The following is a 19,304-nucleotide window of genomic DNA, read 5'->3' as shown; positions in this document are numbered from 1 at the left end:
CGGAGTTATGCACACTAATCACAGGTTTATCCCCAGCTTTTGTGGTATTCATTCCCTTTTTACAAGTATTCTTGAATACAAACATACGTTTTCCACCGAGTTATCCACCTTATCCACATTTCTGTGGATAAAAATCTTCAAATAATTAACAAACTTTTTCCTTAGTTTTCCACCAGTACTGTGGAAAACAAGTTTTTTTATCATTTATCTACATTTTCCTACGATTCTTTTTCATAAAAAAGTCAAATCAGTGTAGTAGACTTAACTTACAAAAAAATACTATACTCAATATAGCGTATATCATAGTAGAGGTGGAGTAAAATATGATGAGAAAAGATATTACCCCAAAACCTAAAAAGTCTCCAGGCTTCTTTAGACGCTTTGGGATCAGCTTATTAGGCGGCGTTCTTGGCGCCGTTCTAACGATTGGCATTTTTTATGTAGCGAATGGTTCGCTGCTTTCGCCAAGCGATCAAAATGCTAGCGGTTCACCGAGTGCCGGCAACACCAAAGTCAGCAACATGAAGGTGGACGTAAACTCTGATGTCACTGAGGCTGCTAGTAAAGTACAGGATGCTGTTGTTTCAGTAATTAACCTACAGAAACAACAATCACAAAGCGGTTTAGGCGGCTTCTCCGACTTTTTCGGTGGAAGCAACAACCAACAATCTGAAGAAAATAGCGGACAGCTGGAAGAAACGTCAGAAGGTTCTGGTGTTATCTACAAGTTAGAAGGCAAGACCGCGTATATCGTCACAAACAATCATGTGGTGGAAAAACAGGATGGACTGGAAGTTCTATTGAAGGATGGAAGCAGAGTCAAGGCAACCTTGGTTGGAACAGATTCTTATACTGACTTAGCAGTCTTGAAGGTAGAGTCAGACAAAGTGGCAAATATCAAACCAGCAACCTTTGGCGATTCTAGCAATCTAAAAGTTGGTGAACCGGCAATTGCCTTAGGCTCGCCGTTGGGCTCACAATATGCCAATTCAGTAACTTCAGGGATTATTTCTTCCTTGAACCGTCAAGTAGTCAATCAAAATGAAGCTGGTCAAACAATTAATATCAACGCGATCCAAACCGATGCCGCAATTAATCCTGGTAATTCCGGCGGACCATTAGTTAACATGGCTGGTCAGGTAATTGGGATCAACTCTAGCAAGATCGTTCAAACAGAGTCAAATGTCAGCGTTGAAGGGATCGGCTTTGCTATTCCAAGTAACGATGTCGTCAATGTCATTAACCAACTGGAAAAAGATGGCAAAGTGGTTCGCCCAGCTCTAGGTATCACGATGGTCAACCTTTCGGATCTATCGACTGAACAGGTTAGTGAAATCGTCAAAACTCCTAGCTCTGTCACTCAAGGAGTCGTGCTAAACACCGTTCAACCTTCTACCCCAGCAGATCAAGCAGGCTTGAAGAAATACGATGTCATCACAAAAATCGATGATACAGACGTTTCAACTGGTTTAGAATTGCAATCCGAATTGTACAAACACAAAGTCGGTGATACGGTAAAAATCACTTATTATCGTCAAGATAAGAAGAATACCGTTTCTGTTAAATTGAGTATCGATGCGAACTCATTGAAATCGAACTCACAGCAACAAGGAAATCAATAAGAAGAATAGTTGAACGCCTCTACTTCATAATTGAAATAGAGGCGTTTTTTTTGCGTTTTTCACTATATAAATCAACCCCAAGTAAAAAACGTTCAATTGAGGATAGATATCTACCCAAGCGTTCTTCCCTTAATCAATAAAACAAGTAATAACCCGACCATCGCACCTAAAGTGCCTCCTTGAATAAGACCCATTATGCCAAATGTCGTTCCCAAAGCTAATTTTTTTAGTCTAGCATTCATCACAAAACTTAGAATAAGACTAATCACTGACAAAACAAATAATAATACAAGCAAAGCTTTCTCCTCCTCTCGAATAAATAGAGTACTTATTTTGTTTTTAGTTTAGCAGTTTAATAAACAGTGATGAGAAATTTATCCTAAACGGTAGAAAAACTGGCTTAAACGACCTAAACGCTGACAGGAAATCATCTTGTTCACGCAAAAAAATCTCCGTTTTGACAGTTGCTTGAGTGTCAAAACGGAGATTTCTATTTACCTACTTCAAATTTTTCACCAGTCTTGGCATTTTCATCTAAGACTAGAATGCCCTTCTTCTCTGGGGCATTCGGTAAGTGCAGTTCCTTCGCTGAACAGATCATACCAAAGCTTTCTACACCACGGAGGCTGCCGGGCCAAATCATTTGTCCATCAGGCATCATCGCACCGGGTTTTGCGACAACAACTTTTTGTCCCGCTTCGATATTGGCGGCACCGCAGACAATCTGCAGAGTTTCTCCGCCGTCAATCTCTACTTCTGTAATATGCAAATGATCAGAATCAGGATGATCGATGCACGTTTTCACATAGCCCACGACAAATTTTGGTGATAGATCTGCCACGAGGCGTTCTTCAAACCCAGCTAATTTTAATTGTTCATTCAATACTTCAATATCTTTTTCAGATAATTCTACTTGTCCATTCCCATGGATCGTCAAGTATTCAGAGACATTGAAGAAGTTCCAAGCGACTGTTGTACCATCGGTTGTTTGAACCCGAGAAACAGCGCCTTTTCGTTCTACCGAATTTTCTTTATTTTCATCGTTTCTGACGATCACCATCAGGGTATCGCCAACATTTTTCTTATTGTACGCAAAAATCACGTTTTTACCTCCAGTCATAGTCCTCTCGTATCTTAACAAATCTAGCGGGACTTTTGCATGAGATTTTTTTCATTTCTAGATAGGCAAACTAGCTTCATCGGCAATAAGCAAAATTTGTAAAAATTTGAAAAGCAATTTTGACAAATTTTTGTCTTATTGCTCAGAAGCTAAACGAGTTTGCATATCCTTAAGATTCATCTATCTCCAAAGAAAAAGCTGGGGCTAGCCAGCTTTTATTCCGCACTTGGATGAACGACCAAAACATCACATAAGGCCTCTTTGATTACATAGCTGGCAACACTGCCAGTCATAAAGCGTTCAACAGCATTCAGACCCGATTGTCCGACCATGACTAGATCGATGTCATATTTCTCTGGCAAGGTTCTTGCCATCGCTTCTTTTGCGGAACCATAGGCGATAATTCCTTCGATCTTGTTATAGCCAGATTCTCTTCCGATCACTTTACACTTATTGATCAACTCTTTCGCGTCTGCCGTTAGCTGATCCATGATGTTTTCGTTCAGTGGTGAATAGCTCATGAATGTATAGACCTGATGATCGATCACATTTGCTACATAGACCGTCCCTTGGTTTCTTTTAGCAACAGCCAGCGCTTTTTTGAAGGCCTCCATTGCTTGATCGCTGCCATCGATCCCGACCAAGATATTTTGATATGATTGTGTAAACATAACAATCTCCTACCCTTCTACTCGTTGCAAAAAGCCAGCGATTTCGTCTTTTGTTTTACGATTTTTATTGACTAGTCGACCTAATTCTTCTCCGTTATTCACCACGACAAAACTAGGGATCCCAAAAATATTCCACTCGGCAGCCACATCGATATACTCGTCTCGATCAACTTGGATAAATTGAAACTGCGGAAATTCTGCTTCGATCTCTGGCATCTGCGGTTTGATAAAGTTGCAATCACCGCACCAATCAGCAGTGAAGAAGAACACGTTCTTTCCTTTTTCTGCATAACCAGCTAACTCTTCAATACTTTTAGGGATAATCATTCCGTCACGACCTTTTCATTTACTAACCTGATTATACACTTTTCGTTCTTTTTGAGAAAGAAGCTTACTCACTTACTGCGGTCTCAAAAACAGCCTAAACAAACATAGATTTTCATCTTACACAGACTATTTTTTATTTTCATGTTACGATTTCCAATTTTATGCGAAATAATGGCGTATAATTTTCAAATTCGTTTGTAACAATGGTAAAATAAAGCGTACAAACAAAATCGCAGCTAATAAGAAAATAGATTAAATTGAAGCAAGGAGGTTTGTGCTTTGGAGAAGACAAAAAAATTCGCTCAAGGCCTTGCCATCGGTTCAACGATCGGCATCGTCGCTGGCATCGCGGCAAATCACTATTATCGAAAACAACAAACAATGTCTCCAGACAAAGTCTTGGATCAAATCAAAGCAGCTTTTCTAAAGGAAGGTCCGATCGAAGGTTCTTGGATTTCTTTCGACACCGATCACATGCAAAAATTCGCCATCAAAATGGATATTCTTTCTGGCGGGATTACTCGGACAGAAGACGATCACTTGGTCGCTTACGAATTTAAAGCAGATGCCAAAACAGGTACTGTTTTGAGCATTGATCGCATCCTTAATGACTAATAGCGTATGCCGAAAATCGGCATACGCTATTTTTCTCTATTAAGAACCGGTATTACTCTGCTGTTCGTGCAAGAGACTCAACAAACCATTCTTCAAACTGTACTGGATCTACACTGACGGCCACTTCCGCGTTGGCTGGCAAATCCAGATAGTTCTCAAGGTCAACCAACGAAGCCCCATAGGTTAACGAAGTCGCCGTTTCGATCTCGACTCTGGTTGCGACGATCTCAAACATTTCCGGTTTTACGATCAAGGCGATCGCCAACGCATCATACATATTCAGTCCCGCTTCAAAACTGCCGCTGCGGTATTTCGTAAATAATTGATAGATCATTTCCCCGATTTCTCCAAAGCTTCGGATCGTATCCGTCACCTCTGGCATAATTTTGGCTTGATTTCCCACTTCTAATGGCGCCACTTGAATCGGAATACCACTGTTGACAACCATCTTCGCTGCTTCAGGATCAGCCGCGAAATTAAATTCCGACAACACGCCGTAATTCCCTCGTCCCAAACTGCCGCCCATTACGACGATTCGATCAATCTTAGCCAAATCCTGCGGATAAAGATGAAGAAACAAGGCGATATCAGTCAATGGTCCGATTCCGACTAAAGTGGTCTGTTCTTCTTGACTCACGACTTCATGCATCGCCTCCACTGCTGTTCTCGAGCTATCCAAAAAAATCGTCGCATCAGGAAATTCATAGCCGTCCATCCCGGACTCTCCGTGAATGTCACTTGCGTTGATCGCATCTCTTAATAGTGGTCGAGCACTTCCTGAAACAACTTCCGGTTTTTTATGATATAAGGTCAACAGCTTTTCTGTATTAGACTTCGTATGTTCCAAACTAACATTGCCGAAGATCGGGCAAATCAGCTTCACATCCAGCTCCTCGCTGAAAAGCGCTAAAGCTATCGCTACCGCATCATCGATTCCTGGATCAGTGCTCAAAATAACGGGTATTCTCTTCATAATCTGCCTTCTTTCATTGTTAAATAAACTCTTCCAAGAAAGCATACAACAGGTTCACTATTTATGCCAATGAAGAAAAAACTCTCCACAATTAAAAAATTGCGGAGAGTTTTCAGTATCAGTAATTATTTTACCAAACGGTAGATCGCATCTGCATAGATTACTGCAGAATTCAAAATGTCTTCAACTGACATGTATTCGTTGGCTTGGTGCATTGTATCTTCAAAGCCTGGGAATTGCGCGCCGTAAGCAACACCGCGTTCTAGTAAACGACCGAATGTGCCGCCGCCGATGACTTTTTCTTCCCCTTTGATACCTGTATGTTCTTCGAAAGTATCTAACAAAGTAGCGACCAATGGATCATCAGCTGGTACATAGTGAGGCAACATGTGGTGAGCCCCTTCTGTTACTTTCACATCTGAACCGAATAATTCTTCTAGTTTTGCTTTGATCTCATCGTTTGTCGTTCCTTTAGGGTAACGGAAGTTCAACGTGATCCGGTTATCGTTTTCTTGACCATCTTTGAAGCTGAAGATCCCAGCGTTCATGGTCAACTCACCCATTTTTTCATTGTTGAAAGCAACGCCTAATTTCTTCCCGTAAACATCTTCATGGATATAGTTTGCGCTGTTTTCGATGAAGGCTTTTGCCCCTTTTTCGAAGTCATAGTTGTTTAGGAAGACTGCTAAGAAAGTACCAGCGTTTGTTCCCAATTGAGGGCTAGCGCCGTGCGCTGCTTTTCCGTCTAAGTGTAAAGTAACGGTTGAACCAGCAACATCTGCTTTTCCGCTAACTGGATTGTTTTCTACATAATCCGCGAATTCTTTTGCTAATTTTCCAGCAGCCTCTGCATCGGCAACTTTGACTTCTGCCACTGCATTGCCGGGAACCATGTTTTCACGCAACCCAGCTTCGAAGCTTACTAAAACATAAGAAGTGCCGTTTGTACCATCGAAGTGAGGGATCATGGTTACATTCCCTTTTTCACCGTTGATGATTGGGAAATACGCATCTGGTGAGAAACCAAAGTCAGGTTTTTCTTCATGTTCGAAGTAGTAATCCATATCTCCCCAGCCGCTTTCTTCGTCAGTACCGAAGACAAAACGGATTTTTTTAGAGATTGGCAAGCCTAATTCTTTGATGATTTTAACAGCGTAGTAAGCCGCTACTGATGGCCCTTTGTCATCGCTTGAGCCACGGGCATATAATTTACCGTCGCGAATTTCTGGTTCATAAGGATCTGAATCCCAACCGTCACCAGCAGGTACCACGTCTAAGTGACCGAAGATTCCTAGTGTTTCATCGCCATCACCATAATCAAAATGGCCGGCATAGTTGTCGACGTTTTTGGTTGTGAAGCCATCGCGTTCTGCGATTTCAAGCATTTTTTCTAATGCTTCCACCGGTCCAGGTCCGAATGGTGCTTCTTTGGTTGCTTTGTCGTCTTCACGTTCACTTTTAATACGTAATAAAGTGAATAGATCTGCTAATAGATCGTCTTTGCGTGCTTCGACTTCTTTCTTAAAATCGATTGTCATTGAAAGATTCCCCCTTTAATTATAACCACTATAATGATAGCATTCTCTCGACTATAATAAAAATGAAAACTCTTTAATAAATACTAGGAAAGCCGCTCCTTTTTCCCTTATAATGGTACCCATAGTGAATTTTATCCTACTATTTCTATTATAAATGGTAAAATGATTATTTGACGAAAGCGGGTGACTAGATGGTCCAATTGAGCGAAGATATCTTACATAAAGTGATTACGAAGAGGCCCGAGATTTCCCACAAAGGAACTTTTGGACGAGTCGTGTTGATCGGCGGCAGCCAACAGTATGGCGGAGCGATCATCATGAGCGCTGAAGCCTGTGTCAAAAGCGGCGCGGGCCTAACTACTGTCATCACTGCCAGAAAAAACCACACAGCGCTTCATGCTCGTTTGCCGGAAGCGATGGTATTAGATTTCAACGAGACAAACACCATATACCAAACATTAGAAAAAGCCGATGTAATCTTAATTGGCCCTGGATTGGGATTGGCGAAAGAGATGGCACTTTTCTTAAAAGGTGTTGTCAGTAACCAAAATGTAGGTCAATGGTTGGTGGTGGACGGCTCAGCGATCACACTTTTCAAGGATTATAATCTGTCATTAAAGTTCCCTGCACAAACCGTGTTCACTCCTCATCAAGCAGAATGGGCGCATTTAAGCGGTCTAAAGTTTGTGGAGCAAACGAATGAGAACAATCGTGCGAAACAAGCACTCTTAGGTGCCAAGATTGTCTTAAAGAGTCATCGCACGACGATCTACGATGAGGCAGTCGCTTATTATCAAAACCCGTTAGGCAATCCAGGCATGGCTACTGGGGGTACGGGCGATACATTAGCTGGCATGATCACTGGCTTTTTAGCGCAATTTGAAAAAAATATTGATACGGTCGCAGCAGCGGTCTATCTTCACAGCTTGATCGGAGATGATTTGGCGGAGGACAATTATGTCGTCTTGCCTACCTCGATCAGTGAGGCGTTGCCTCGTTATATGAAAAAATACGCAAGCGAAAGGAAATAACTATGGAAAAATATCCCGGCTATCAGCGCAAGCCTTTTTATTATGAGACCGATAAGATGGGCATCATCCATCATTCGAATTACATCCGCTGGTTTGAAGAATCCCGTGTTGACGCACTGGCTTTTATGGACTGCCCCTTTGAGAAAATTGAAGCAGACGGCATCATGATTCCAGTCTTAGGTGTCAGCTGCGAGTACAAAGAAATGGTCCGTTTCGGCGATGAAGTATTGATCAAACCAATCGTTACCAAATATACCGGCACACGCCTAGATTTTGAGTATCGTGTCTATAAAGGAGACAAGCTGGTCACAACCGGCACCAGTCAGCACTGCTTCATGTCCTATGAAACCAATCGTTTAGTCCAATTACGGAAAACACATCCCGCGCTTCACGAATTGTTTTTAGAGTATTATGAGACCACCAAAGAAGACATCTAAAAAATAGCCGCCGGCATCCGCCAGCGGCTATTTCATTTATTCGAGTATTGGATTATGCTGAAACACTTTCTCCAGCACTTTCTTCTGAACCGATCGCTTTTTCTTCACCGACCAATTTCTTATCGTATGCACGAGCAAATGGCAGATAGATTGCGAATGCGGATGCTGCACAGATAACTGCCACTACTGCTGCTTTCCAGTCACCACCGGTACTAATGAAGGCACCGACTCCAACTGGTGAAGGCCAAGGCATGTTCGCGATTACTGGGCGAATCAATTCTAATTGAATCGCAAAGTAAGCAATTGATGCTGAAACCATTGGCGCTAAGAAGAATGGAATCGCCATGAACGGATTGTAGATCAATGGGATACCGAAGATCAACGGCTCATTGATATTGAACAAACATGGAACAATCGCTGCTTTCCCTAATACTTTTAATTGTTCTGATTTCGCCATATAAACTAAGAAGAGACACAAACCTAATGTTGCACCTGAACCACCGATTGTTACGAAGGCATTTTGGAACTCACCTGCTAATGGAATATGCGCGCCATCAGCGTTCAAAGCCAAGTTACCTAAAGTAATCGGAGCGATCAATGAAGAAATGATGTTGGCACCGTGGATACCTACAATCCATAATGCGTGGATCAAGAAGTAGATAACCATAACACCGATCCAGCTGCTGGTCATGTTCGTAACGAAACCGAACGGGATAGCGATCAATTGGAAGATATCCGTATTGAATAGGACTAATACGCCTGTGATGATTAGAATAACAAAAGCAACAATGAAAGCAGGAATCAAGGCTGTAAAGGCTCTAGATACACCTTCTGGAACCTGTTCTGGCATTCTGATGACCCAATTTTTTGAGACACACAAACGGTAAAGCTGAACGGCAATAACTGCCATGATAATTCCGGTAAAGATTCCGACTGTTCCCAAACGAGAAACACCGTCGCCGCCGATTGCCCAGCCGTTGATGATGTTTGCTTCAGTATCAGTCAAACGAACCACTGTTCCGTTATCCATCACTAACTGTGGGATAGAAAGGAAGAATGCGAACATTGATAGCAAAGCTCCCGTAATTGGTGCCATGTTCAAATCATCTTCCTCAGCGATGATTTTTGTATATTCATATCCCAAGCCAACACAAAAGTATAATGCCAAAATCCCCATCGTTGTACTGTTGGCTAACATATAAAGGTCACTGAATTTGAAAAATGTCGCGTTGAAGATGTCCTCTAAAAACGGGAAGGTCATTGGCAAAATATTGAACACTAAGAACATCGAACCAACGATCGTAAATGGAATAGCGCCCATACCAGCACCCATGATCCCCCGCACTACTTTTAGTGAAGCGATTTTTCCCATTGGGCCCATCAAGTTTTTCTCTAAGAAAGCAAAGACTTTATTATTTGATCCGTCCATTTTTTAATCACCCTTTTTAATTATTTAGTTTGCTGAATTCTGTAATATATGAAGCATGCTTATCTTTTTGACTATAAATGCTGCTGATTCGTTTCAAAATAACTGCTGATAACAAAATACCGGCTAACAAAATACAACTGACAAACCCTTTGCTCGTGGCATTATTTTTGAAAAATGGAAAGACTTGTTCGAACCCTAAATTGGTCAAAACAGACACCAATAAAACAACATTCGTTATCGTTTGGGTTATCTGATACAATCGATGCCCTTTTAACTGGTCGCGAACATCATCTGATGGATAGCCGTACAGACGTAAATGCTCTGCAATAGCCGGGACTGAAAGTACAAGTAATCCCAGTGGCAACAATGCCCAAGCGCTTTTACTCATTGCTAGCGAAAGCAACCAATAGATATTCGTAAAGAAAAAACCGGCTAATAAATACCTAAGTAAAAGGAAGCGATTATAGCGAAAATTCTTCAGGGCCGTGTCCTTTTTTAATTGACTAGCAGTTTTTTTATCCATCGTCTGTTCTCCTCTTTTTCCTAATAATGATGGTGCCTTGCTACGATACTTTCCGATATAATGAAAGCATTTCGATCGCAACTTCCCGTAAGGTCATGGTGGTCATCAAGTGGTCTTGCGCGTGCACCATGATGATTTCCATTTCAATTTTTTCTCCACTGGCATATTGCTGTAAGAGTTCGGTTTGTGCTTTATGTGCTTTGACTAGTGAATCATTCGCCTCGTTCAAATGTACATCTGCTTCTTCGTAGTTTCCTTCACGCATACTTTTGAAGCCTTCATGTACAAGTGTCCGGGCATCCCCACTACTCAAAATAATTTCAAATGCTGCTTCTTGTAATTTTTCTGAGTCCATTGTTTTTCTCCTTCTACTCTCTTTTTTCAAATTGATCAATAAACGCTTTTATAAAGTTATCAAAAGTATTACTGAAGGCTAAGGCTTTTCTGAAGTGATCATCCTCCATGATCTCAACCAACATTTGACTAACCTTGTCAATCTCAAACTTCCCTAATTTATCCGGTGACAGCAAGAAAACCAACTGAATATTCTGACATTCATCGCCCCAAACGATGCCTTCTGGCGCGACCGCAACAGCGACATGCCCTTCTTTGGTCAATGCTTCGATTGGATGAGGGACCGCCATAAATTCAGAAAATACGACTGAACTGTAAGATTCTCGCAGTTTTAACTGGCTCAAAAAGCTTTCCTGCAAATCCGTGTTTTCAACTGCTTCGATTTTGCCGATCAATTCCTTTAAGACCGCGTCTTTAGTAGATTGACCATCCACAAAATAGAACAGCTCCGGTTTGAAACTTCGCTTAATTAATTCAACTTGTTCTTCGACCAATTCCTTTTGCTCATGTTCTTTTCGACTTGAGAATTGGCCACCCTTATTACTAGATATTTCATGATTGATCTTCTTGATGTCATCTTTTCCTAAGAAAACACTGACATTGACGATTGGTGCATTCAAGACGATATTGCCCAGATTGATCGAAGAGATGATCAAATCGATTTGACTTAAATCCTGTTCGGCGATTTCATAATAACTAATGACCTTTTCAATTAAGATTCTGGAGCCGAACTCGCGCTCCAAGCGATTTTTGATCATCTGTGAACTGCCTAATCCAGTCGCGCAGATAACTAACACATGAGTCTTTTGTTCATTAAAGTAACGTTCAACCGCTGCCGTTATATGAATCGCTAAATAGGCCCATTCTCCTTCTGTCATTTGATAAGACTTGAACACTGGCATTTTTGAAAAGTAGTTAACCGTCAGTTCAAACAAATCAGGATATTGTGTCTTGATTTCCTCCAGCAATGGATTTTCGATGCTGGAATTATTTTGCAGCCTGGTTAACAGCGGGATAAAGTGAATCATCAATCCATCAATCAAAATCGTGTCATGCTCTAAATCAAATGGTGTGTCCTGATCAATGAGCTTCAATGTTTCTAATAATTGCGTTCGGATCTCGTCTTCTGTGGCATCTGCCTTTTTAAAGATCGTTTTGGCGGTAATCTTGTTCTTCAAGTGAAGGGCGATAAAATCCGCTTCCCCTGAAGAGAAGGTGATTCCCATCGCATTTTCGATTCTGGCTAAGATTTTTAAGGCCGTTTGATACTCCAACGATTCTTCCTCAAAAGACATCGGTGCTTGGATGTCCATTAGAAAACCATTTTGGATCCGTTTGATCGCCAGACCAATATGAAGGACTAAATTATAAACGATGAAATCTGAAAGCTTTAACTGTGATTCTCGGCATTCATCTAAAACAATAATGACAATTTCTTCAACACTGATGCCTTCTAGCAAATTCGCGTACATTGAAAAGGCAAATAAATTGTCATGCAAACGCTCCATAAAGAAATAATTCATAATGAAATGACGGATGTTTTGCTCATTCCCAACAATGAAGATTCCTTTATTGCTTTTGCTTTGAAGTTCGATTTGGTAAGGTGTGATCAGTTTTTTTATTTCAACTAGATCGTTTGATATGGTTGAGCGAGAAACAAACAGTTCATCAGCGATTTCATCTACATAGACGGCACTCTGTTCAAAAAACAAGCGGTTTAAAATGTAATACTGTCGATCATTTGATTCCTGAATCGTCGTAATATCCTTAGAAGTCGCTTGATCTTTGACTTCTGCAAGATAAAACTCGTCAAATTTCTTCGCATCCTCAATTTTCAACTGGTACCCATTTCCTTGCTTTGCCTCGATCGTAGCGACTGCTTCTTGCTTTAAAGCATCCTCCAGCAGATGAAGATATTTTCTAGCTGTTCGATTGGAAACATCAATTCCTGAAGCAATCTCTTGACTCGTCAAATAAGTATGCTTGTGGTCAAATAATAATTTTAGGATTTGTGTTTCTCGCTTGCTCAACATCTCTATCAGCCCTTACTAAATATTTTCAAGAATGACGTTAGATAATTTGTCAATCCCCATTGGAATCGGAACGTATGCTTGCGGTGGAATGTTTACGATCGGTTTATCAACTTTACTCGCTGCTTTTGCTAAACTATCGAAATACATTTTGGTTTGCGGACTAACGAGATACAAATCATATTCGTCTTTTGCAATAGTAGTAGCTCCTTGAGATTGAGAAGTCGCATCGACTTGAATCTCATTTCCTTTTCCTTGTAAAGCCTCTGTTGTTTTTTTTGCAATTACTGATGAAGACATTCCTCCGGCACAGATAATTAATGCTTTTTTCATCGTTTTTTCCTCCCTATTTATACTAATTTTTTTACCCGTTCACTACTCTTCTATTATTTTAACGTATAGCTGAATTAGATCGGGGCCGATTTTTATTCTAATATTTCACCATTTGAAGAAATCACCTGTTTGAACCAATCAAATGAATCCTTCTTGCTGCGTTCTAAAGTTCCATTGCCTTCATTGTCACGATCAACATAAATGAAGCCATAACGTTTTTTCATTTCGCCCGTTCCGGCAGAGATCAAATCGATACATCCCCAAGGCGTATATCCCATTAAATCCACACCATCTTCGACAACCGCTTTTTTCATTTCCTTGATATGATCGCGGAAATAATCAATACGATACGAATCATGGACACTGCCGTCTGCTTCTTTTTCATCGATGGCACCGAAGCCATTTTCTACGATAAACAATGGTACTCGGTAATGATCAGTGAACCAATTCAATGCATAACGGAGACCTTCAGGATCGATCTGCCATCCCCAGTCAGAGATACCGATGTATTCATTTCTGACAAAATCTCTTTGCTCATGGTAGTCAAAGTATAGATTGTCTTCTTTGTGCTTGATGGCATAGGACATGTAATAACTAAAACCAATATAATCAACCGTTCCTTTTGCCAGTTCTTCCAAGTCTTCTGATGTTATATCTAAATCATAACCTTTTCTTGCAAAGTATGTCATCATATAACCCGGGTAGGCACCATGCACGTGAACATCTGTGAAATAATAGCGTTTTTCCATTGCCTTTTGCGCCATCAATACATTCGCTGGTTTGCATGTCGCTGGATAGATCGGACACATGGCGATCATACAGCCAATTTCAAAATTAGGATTGATTGCTTTACCGATTTGAACGGCTTTGGCGCTAGCTACCAATTCATAATGCGCGGCTTGATACATAATCCGCTCACGGTCATCGCCTTCTTTATAAGCGATTCCTGAATTGGTAAACGGGAAAAACTGATCGTCGTAATTGGCTTGATTGTTGATCTCGTTAAAAGTCATCCAATATTTGACCTTGTCTTTGTAGCGTTTGAAGCAAACTTCTGCAAAATTCACAAAAAAATCGATCAGCTTACGATTGGCAAAACCGCCATATTCGGTTACTAAATGATACGGCAATTCAAAATGCGAAAGTGTCACAACGGGTTCGATACCATACTTCAAGCATTCATCAAAAAGATCGTCGTAAAATTTCAAACCTGCTTCGTTGGGCTCTTGCTCGTCCCCTTTTGGAAAAATCCTGCTCCAAGCGATTGACGTTCGGAAGCACTTAAAGCCCATCTCAGCAAAAAGCGCGATGTCTTCTTTGTAACGATGATAAAAATCGATGCCCTCGTGGTTTGGATAATACTCTCCTTCAAGGACACCTTCAGTGATTCTTCGTGAAACGCCAGGACCACCGACGGTCATTACATCTGCAACACTGACACCTTTTCCGCCTTCTTGCCAAGCCCCCTCAAGCTGGTGGGCTGCTACTGCACCTCCCCACAAAAAATCTTTTGGAAATCCTGTCATACATTTACCATCCTTTCCTTTACTAACCACATCATAATAGATAGCGTTTACATTGAGAACACAGACAATTGCCACAACGATGTGGCAATTTCCTGGCTACAGTAATTTATATAGAAGAAAGATGACCTATTTACTGGTTTTAGACGAAAAAAACACCTAAAACAGAAGTCTGTCTTAGGTGTATAAACTCGTTCTTCTACTAGATGTTTAGTTATATTTTTTCTTTAAGTAAATGTAGAAAGGAATCCCCAATGCGGTAATTGCAATACCGATCATTGCTAATGAGAATTGGTTGATCAGAGTCATCACTAAGATGAACACCCCACCAATGATCGCGATGATTGGAATGATTGGGTAAAGCGGTACTTTGTAAGGGCGAACCAAATCTGGTTCTGTTTTTCTTAATTTGATTACTGCGATAAAGACTAATGTATAGAAGATCCAGATAACGAAGACTAACATATCCGTTAACATATCGAATCCGCCGACCATCATCATGCCAATCGCAATGACTAATTCTAATAGACCAGCGATATATGGGACATGATTTTTGTTTAATTTCACTAGTTTGTCAGAGAATGGTAATTGTTTTTCAAGACCCATCGTATAAGGTAGACGCATACCTGTCATCGTGTAGCCGTTGATCGTTCCGTATACAGAGATCAGGATACCGATCGTGACTAATTTACCGCCCATGCCGCCAAAGATTGTTCCAGCAACATCCATCGCCGCATTTTCGTTTCCTGCTAATTGAGACATATCAATGGTACGTAGGAAAGCGAATTGGACTAATAAGTAAACGACCATAATTCCTAAGATCCCGCCAGCAATCGCCCGAGGCAAATCACGTGCTGGTTTCTTCAATTCGCCAGCGATATTTCCGACATGAATCCAGCCATCATAGGCGAACATTGTTGCCAATAGCCCTGCACCTAATGCTGGGAAGAAGCCGCCAACGTTGGCACCTGCTTGAACTGGCAGCAAGCTGACAGTAACATCTCCTTGACGCATCAAGCCGAAGATCACGATCAACGCTAAAGGAACTAACTTACAGACTAACGTAATTGATTGGAACATTCCGCCGGCTTTTGAGCCAAGGAAGTTGATCAGCATGATTGATGCTGCTGCGACGATCGCGATCGGAATGATCGTTGAATCGCTCATACCGAATAAATTCTTAAACTGCGTTGCGAAAATGATTGCTAAAGCGGCTACATTTGCTGGGAAGTAGATGACTACTTGTGCCCATCCGAGTAGGAAACTCCAAAATTCTCCATAAGCGCGTTCAATATAGCGCAGCATCCCGCCAGTTTCTGGAATCGCTGCTGCTAATTCCGCACCAGTCAATCCGGCACAGACACTGATTAATCCGCCTAGGAACCAAGACAACATGTGTAAGCTGGTTGATCCTGTTACTGCAGCAACACTGGCTGCTTTAAAGAATACCCCTGCACCGATTACGGTACCCATTACTGTCGAAAGGGCCGGGAAGAAGGTCATCGTTCGTTTCAGTTCACCTTTTTGTGAACCCACAAGTTCTTGTTGGTCGACTGCCATATTTTTTCCTCCTATAATTTGAAGCGAGTGTTTGTTCACTTCTTAACATGGTTTCTAAAACAAATAGTGGAAGTTATTACATAAACAAAATAAAACAAATAATTGCTATACACCAAGTATTTAACAACTATCCTTATTTGTTCGGACATTATTTTAACATGGGAAAAGAAAAAGGGAAACGTTATTTTAAACATTTCCTTTTTTCTTATTTCCTCCTCATGCTCTGTTAAGAAACCTTCGCGATTTTATGAATTTACTTTATCAAAAGACACCTTTGTTTCTATGCCTTCTGCCTTAAATTTTTCTGATAATCTTTCTAACATTTCATCTGTCATTTTATCTAAATCAAAGTTTGGACTGAAGTCCCATTCTTTGCGCGCATCGCTGTCATCGATCGAATTAGGCCATGAATTTGCGATTCCTTGACGTGCTGGATCTACGTCATATTTCAATTCAAAATCAGGAATCCGGCGGCGAATTGATGCCGCAATTTGTTCTGGTTCAAAGGACATTGCAGTGATGTTGAATGAGTTGCGATGCTCTAAACGATTCGCATCTGCGTTCATTAACTTCACGATTCCTTCAATTGCATCATCCATATACATCATGTCCATATAGGTTCCTTTGTCGATAAATGATGTGTAGGATTTGTTTTTTAATGCTTCATAATAGATGTCTACAGCGTAATCCGTTGTACCGCCGCCAGGTTCTACTTTATATGAGATCAAGCCAGGGAAGCGAACGGAACGGCTATCAACACCATACTTATCATGGTAGTAATTTTCTAATAATTCACCCGCTACTTTGGTCACTCCATACATGGTAGTAGGGTGCATTACGGTATCCTGCGGTGTATTGTCTGGTTCGCAATCTGGTCCATAAGCCGCGATCGATGATGGTGCGAAGAATTTTGTATTAGGTCCAATTTCACGAGCCACTTCTAACGCATTCATTAGCCCTGTCATATTCAAGTTCCAAGCAAACGCAGGACGTTTTTCAGCAGTGGCAGAAAGTAAGGCTGCTAAATGGATGATCGTATCTACTTCATAGCGTTTAGCCATGTCCAAAAAGCTATCGTAATCGGTTACATCTAATTCTTCAAATTGACCATTTTCAACAACTGGACTGCCTTCAACCGTACGAATATCGGTTGAGATGACATTTTTTACCCCTAGATCTTTGCGTAGTCTTTCTGTTAATTCTGAACCAATTTGTCCTAATGCGCCTGTGATCAATACTTTTTTCATGAATGTGACTTCCTCTCTATTTATCCTAAAATTTAATTTTTTTATTGAACAGTTTCTTTGATGATACCTAGTTCTTTTCCAACTTTTTCATAAACCTTGATCGCGTCATCCAGCATTTCTTTTGTGTGTCCAGCGTTCGGCATATTCCGTACGCGGCCTGTTCCTAATGGCACAGTTGGGTAAACGATTGGTTTCGCATAAACGCCGTTTTCGATCAATTTCTTAGAAAATTCTTGGGCTAATTTTTCATCGCCAACAATAACTGGTGTGATTGGGGTTTCTGAATGACCAATATCATAGCCGATCCGTTTTAATTCTGATTTGAAATAGTTGGCATTGTCCCAAAGTGTATCGACATATTCAGGATGTTCTTCAATCAAATCAATCGCTTTGATACAAGCACCTGCAGCTCCTGGTGTTAATGAAGTAGAGAATAAGAACGGGCGTGCTTGCGATTTCAACCAAGTGATCAATTGTTTGGTTCCAGCTACATAGCCGCCGACAACGCCGATTCCTTTAGACAAGGTTCCCATTTGGAAATCGATATGATCCTGCATCTCAAAATGTTTAACAGTTCCGTGACCGTGTCCCATTACGCCAGTTCCATGCGCATCATCGACATAAGTGATGACATTGTATCTTTCACAGATTTCGACGATTTCAGGAATCTTCGCTACGTCGCCGTCCATTGAGAAGACGCCGTCTGTAATGTACATTACTTTGTTGTATTCGCCGCTTTCAGTTGCCGCTTTCGCTTTCGCTTCTAAGTCTTCCATATCTTGATGGTTGACGCGGATGATTTTCGCACCTGATAGACGGCAGCCGTCAATGATTGATGCATGGTTCAATTCGTCAGATAGAATCGCATCGCCTTTTTTCATGACTGCTGAGATCGCTCCCATGTTGCAGTTAAAGCCTGATTGGAATGCGATGGCTGCTTCTGTACCTTTGAATTCTGCGATTTTTTCTTCTAATTTTTGGTGAATGTCTAAAGTTCCGTTGATTGTCCGAACCGCTCCGGCACCGGCTCCGTAATGTTTCGTTGCTTCCACATCTGCTTCGATCAATTCAGGTCGAGTAGCAAATCCTAGATAGTTGTTAGAAGCCAAGTTGATCATTTCTTTATCATTGACTGTAATGATCGGACCATTACTTCCTTCCAAAATATCGATGGTGTTGAACAATCCTTTTTCTTTTAGATCTTCCAAGTTCGTTTCTAGAAATTGGTCAAGAACTTTTGAACTCATAGCAATTCTCCTCCGTACTAATTATTGTGCAATCAAAAACTGTTATTTTTTTGTTCAAAAAATTTGAACAGTTCGTTTATTTGGTTGCGCTTCCCTTGTTTACACCCTTAGTCTATCCGCAGTTGATAACGTTTACAACTTTAACACTCGACAATTCTTTGAATTATAATAAAAGTTAAAAACTTTCTAATTGATTTTATTTAATAATCGATTATTTAGTTTTTAGGTTGGCCAATTCGATCGCGCTTTAAACGTAAAAAACTTCAAAACAAAACGTAGCTTTTTCACAATGTTTCGAATTAATTCAGGTCAACTTTTCTGCGTAATCTAAAAAACGCTTACAATTCAACCGTTAATCCCCATCATTAGCACGCGATTTTTATCACAATGAAATTTATCTGCGTCAATTAATAACAAAAAAAATATTTTTTTGGTTCCTCTGCGGCTCTAATCATTTTCAAATAAATTGAAAAACCGTTTTCATATAAAACTGCGATTTCATATTTTTTGATCGATTTCATCAAAAATCAAATGAAATTTCTGTAAAAAAGAGCTTTTTGAATCGTCGAGACTCGCTATTCATTTTCATCGCTAATCTGATAATTAATGATCCAGATCAATCCGATTGAGCGATTTGCTAAACGTTATTTTCAAAACAAAAAATCCTAAACGTCCGATTGATTCGAACGTTTAGGATAGTTGCAGGTTTCTATACTATTTTTGA

General features: G+C 40.6%; 19 protein-coding genes. 4 read left to right on the top strand and 15 right to left on the bottom strand.

From position 1 onward, the window contains the following. Nucleotides 1-323 precede the first annotated feature (323 nt). Complete coding sequence (locus AC4J95_RS17870) at nt 324-1,622, top strand: S1C family serine protease (protein WP_494551007.1); 1,299 nt, start codon at nt 324-326, stop codon at nt 1,620-1,622. Between the two features lie 110 nt (nt 1,623-1,732). Here the strand turns inward: AC4J95_RS17870 and AC4J95_RS17865 are convergent, their stop codons facing one another. The 4 genes from AC4J95_RS17865 to AC4J95_RS17850 all read right to left on the bottom strand — a co-directional run bounded on the left by AC4J95_RS17865 (nt 1,733) and on the right by AC4J95_RS17850 (nt 3,740). Continuing rightward, nucleotides 1,733-1,918 (bottom strand): hypothetical protein, encoded by a 186-nt coding sequence (locus AC4J95_RS17865; protein WP_494551006.1) that lies wholly within the window; start codon nt 1,916-1,918, stop codon nt 1,733-1,735. 194 nt (nt 1,919-2,112) lie between these two features. Further along, the gene (ytpR, locus tag AC4J95_RS17860; RefSeq protein ID WP_494551005.1) at nt 2,113-2,724 is read right to left on the bottom strand and encodes a YtpR family tRNA-binding protein; all 612 of its coding nucleotides are present in this window, start codon (nt 2,722-2,724) and stop codon (nt 2,113-2,115) included. A 233-nt stretch (nt 2,725-2,957) separates the two neighbouring features. Next, a complete protein-coding gene (locus tag AC4J95_RS17855) occupies nt 2,958-3,413 on the bottom strand; it encodes a universal stress protein (RefSeq protein WP_494551004.1) in 456 nt (151 codons plus the stop codon). 9 nt (nt 3,414-3,422) lie between these two features. After that, nucleotides 3,423-3,740 carry a thioredoxin family protein gene (locus AC4J95_RS17850; protein WP_316401841.1) on the bottom strand — a complete coding sequence of 106 codons (318 nt, stop codon included), beginning with the start codon at nt 3,738-3,740 and terminating at the stop codon, nt 3,423-3,425. Nucleotides 3,741-4,019: 279 nt separating this feature from the next. Between AC4J95_RS17850 and AC4J95_RS17845 the strand changes: the two genes are divergently transcribed. Next, a complete protein-coding gene (locus AC4J95_RS17845) occupies nt 4,020-4,355 on the top strand; it encodes a hypothetical protein (RefSeq protein ID WP_316401846.1) in 336 nt (111 codons plus the stop codon). A 52-nt stretch (nt 4,356-4,407) separates the two neighbouring features. Here the strand turns inward: AC4J95_RS17845 and AC4J95_RS17840 are convergent, their stop codons facing one another. Both AC4J95_RS17840 and pepV read right to left on the bottom strand, forming a co-directional pair. Beyond that, the gene (locus tag AC4J95_RS17840; protein ID WP_494551003.1) at nt 4,408-5,328 is read right to left on the bottom strand and encodes a nucleoside hydrolase; all 921 of its coding nucleotides are present in this window, start codon (nt 5,326-5,328) and stop codon (nt 4,408-4,410) included. Nucleotides 5,329-5,453: 125 nt separating this feature from the next. Then, on the bottom strand, nt 5,454-6,866 hold the full coding sequence (gene pepV / locus AC4J95_RS17835; RefSeq protein ID WP_494551002.1) for a dipeptidase PepV: 1,413 nt from the start codon (nt 6,864-6,866) through the stop codon (nt 5,454-5,456). Between the two features lie 191 nt (nt 6,867-7,057). On the opposite strand from pepV, the gene AC4J95_RS17830 reads away from it, so the two are divergent. Beyond that, nucleotides 7,058-7,897, top strand: coding sequence for an NAD(P)H-hydrate dehydratase (locus AC4J95_RS17830; RefSeq protein ID WP_316401849.1), 840 nt, complete (start codon nt 7,058-7,060; stop codon nt 7,895-7,897). 2 nt (nt 7,898-7,899) lie between these two features. Then, nucleotides 7,900-8,334, top strand: coding sequence for an acyl-CoA thioesterase (locus AC4J95_RS17825; protein ID WP_316401850.1), 435 nt, complete (start codon nt 7,900-7,902; stop codon nt 8,332-8,334). A gap of 52 nt (nt 8,335-8,386) precedes the next feature. Here the strand turns inward: AC4J95_RS17825 and celB are convergent, their stop codons facing one another. The 9 genes from celB to AC4J95_RS17780 all read right to left on the bottom strand — a co-directional run bounded on the left by celB (nt 8,387) and on the right by AC4J95_RS17780 (nt 18,580). Continuing rightward, nucleotides 8,387-9,763: a PTS cellobiose transporter subunit IIC gene (celB, locus tag AC4J95_RS17820; protein WP_316401851.1), complete on the bottom strand. Its 1,377-nt coding sequence runs from the start codon at nt 9,761-9,763 to the stop codon at nt 8,387-8,389. Between the two features lie 16 nt (nt 9,764-9,779). Continuing rightward, nucleotides 9,780-10,286, bottom strand: a complete 507-nt coding sequence (locus AC4J95_RS17815; protein WP_494551001.1) for a hypothetical protein — start codon at nt 10,284-10,286, stop codon at nt 9,780-9,782. Nucleotides 10,287-10,326: 40 nt separating this feature from the next. After that, nucleotides 10,327-10,641, bottom strand: coding sequence for a PTS cellobiose transporter subunit IIA (locus AC4J95_RS17810; RefSeq protein WP_316401853.1), 315 nt, complete (start codon nt 10,639-10,641; stop codon nt 10,327-10,329). A 13-nt stretch (nt 10,642-10,654) separates the two neighbouring features. Beyond that, nucleotides 10,655-12,673: a BglG family transcription antiterminator gene (locus tag AC4J95_RS17805; RefSeq protein ID WP_494551000.1), complete on the bottom strand. Its 2,019-nt coding sequence runs from the start codon at nt 12,671-12,673 to the stop codon at nt 10,655-10,657. Between the two features lie 15 nt (nt 12,674-12,688). Continuing rightward, a complete protein-coding gene (locus AC4J95_RS17800) occupies nt 12,689-13,003 on the bottom strand; it encodes a PTS cellobiose transporter subunit IIB (RefSeq protein ID WP_316401855.1) in 315 nt (104 codons plus the stop codon). 92 nt (nt 13,004-13,095) lie between these two features. Next, nucleotides 13,096-14,529 carry a 6-phospho-beta-glucosidase gene (locus tag AC4J95_RS17795; RefSeq protein ID WP_494550999.1) on the bottom strand — a complete coding sequence of 478 codons (1,434 nt, stop codon included), beginning with the start codon at nt 14,527-14,529 and terminating at the stop codon, nt 13,096-13,098. A 207-nt stretch (nt 14,530-14,736) separates the two neighbouring features. Then, nucleotides 14,737-16,086 (bottom strand): APC family permease, encoded by a 1,350-nt coding sequence (locus AC4J95_RS17790; protein WP_316401858.1) that lies wholly within the window; start codon nt 16,084-16,086, stop codon nt 14,737-14,739. Nucleotides 16,087-16,331: 245 nt separating this feature from the next. Then, nucleotides 16,332-17,333, bottom strand: a complete 1,002-nt coding sequence (locus AC4J95_RS17785; RefSeq protein WP_494550998.1) for an NAD-dependent epimerase/dehydratase family protein — start codon at nt 17,331-17,333, stop codon at nt 16,332-16,334. 41 nt (nt 17,334-17,374) lie between these two features. Then, nucleotides 17,375-18,580, bottom strand: a complete 1,206-nt coding sequence (locus AC4J95_RS17780) for a glycine C-acetyltransferase (protein WP_494550997.1) — start codon at nt 18,578-18,580, stop codon at nt 17,375-17,377. Nucleotides 18,581-19,304: the final 724 nt, after the last annotated feature.

It is taken from the genome of Enterococcus sp. GPZ-007 (assembly GCF_059374735.1).
This window is presented reverse-complemented; position numbering and strand designations above follow the sequence as displayed.

What these genes read in the sequence shown, in the direction of transcription:
- AC4J95_RS17810 (WP_316401853.1), bottom strand. Translation starts at nt 10,641, where the DNA reads ATGGACTCAGAAAAATTACAAGAAGCAGCATTTGAAATTATTTTGAGT.
- AC4J95_RS17825 (WP_316401850.1), top strand. Translation starts at nt 7,900, where the DNA reads ATGGAAAAATATCCCGGCTATCAGCGCAAGCCTTTTTATTATGAGACC.
- AC4J95_RS17840 (WP_494551003.1), bottom strand. Translation starts at nt 5,328, where the DNA reads ATGAAGAGAATACCCGTTATTTTGAGCACTGATCCAGGAATCGATGAT.
- AC4J95_RS17830 (WP_316401849.1), top strand. Translation starts at nt 7,058, where the DNA reads ATGGTCCAATTGAGCGAAGATATCTTACATAAAGTGATTACGAAGAGG.
- AC4J95_RS17815 (WP_494551001.1), bottom strand. Translation starts at nt 10,286, where the DNA reads ATGGATAAAAAAACTGCTAGTCAATTAAAAAAGGACACGGCCCTGAAG.
- AC4J95_RS17850 (WP_316401841.1), bottom strand. Translation starts at nt 3,740, where the DNA reads ATGATTATCCCTAAAAGTATTGAAGAGTTAGCTGGTTATGCAGAAAAA.
- AC4J95_RS17805 (WP_494551000.1), bottom strand. Translation starts at nt 12,673, where the DNA reads ATGTTGAGCAAGCGAGAAACACAAATCCTAAAATTATTATTTGACCAC.
- pepV (WP_494551002.1), bottom strand. Translation starts at nt 6,866, where the DNA reads ATGACAATCGATTTTAAGAAAGAAGTCGAAGCACGCAAAGACGATCTA.
- celB (WP_316401851.1), bottom strand. Translation starts at nt 9,763, where the DNA reads ATGGACGGATCAAATAATAAAGTCTTTGCTTTCTTAGAGAAAAACTTG.
- AC4J95_RS17790 (WP_316401858.1), bottom strand. Translation starts at nt 16,086, where the DNA reads ATGGCAGTCGACCAACAAGAACTTGTGGGTTCACAAAAAGGTGAACTG.
- AC4J95_RS17785 (WP_494550998.1), bottom strand. Translation starts at nt 17,333, where the DNA reads ATGAAAAAAGTATTGATCACAGGCGCATTAGGACAAATTGGTTCAGAA.
- AC4J95_RS17870 (WP_494551007.1), top strand. Translation starts at nt 324, where the DNA reads ATGATGAGAAAAGATATTACCCCAAAACCTAAAAAGTCTCCAGGCTTC.
- AC4J95_RS17795 (WP_494550999.1), bottom strand. Translation starts at nt 14,529, where the DNA reads ATGACAGGATTTCCAAAAGATTTTTTGTGGGGAGGTGCAGTAGCAGCC.
- AC4J95_RS17780 (WP_494550997.1), bottom strand. Translation starts at nt 18,580, where the DNA reads ATGAGTTCAAAAGTTCTTGACCAATTTCTAGAAACGAACTTGGAAGAT.
- AC4J95_RS17800 (WP_316401855.1), bottom strand. Translation starts at nt 13,003, where the DNA reads ATGAAAAAAGCATTAATTATCTGTGCCGGAGGAATGTCTTCATCAGTA.
- AC4J95_RS17855 (WP_494551004.1), bottom strand. Translation starts at nt 3,413, where the DNA reads ATGTTTACACAATCATATCAAAATATCTTGGTCGGGATCGATGGCAGC.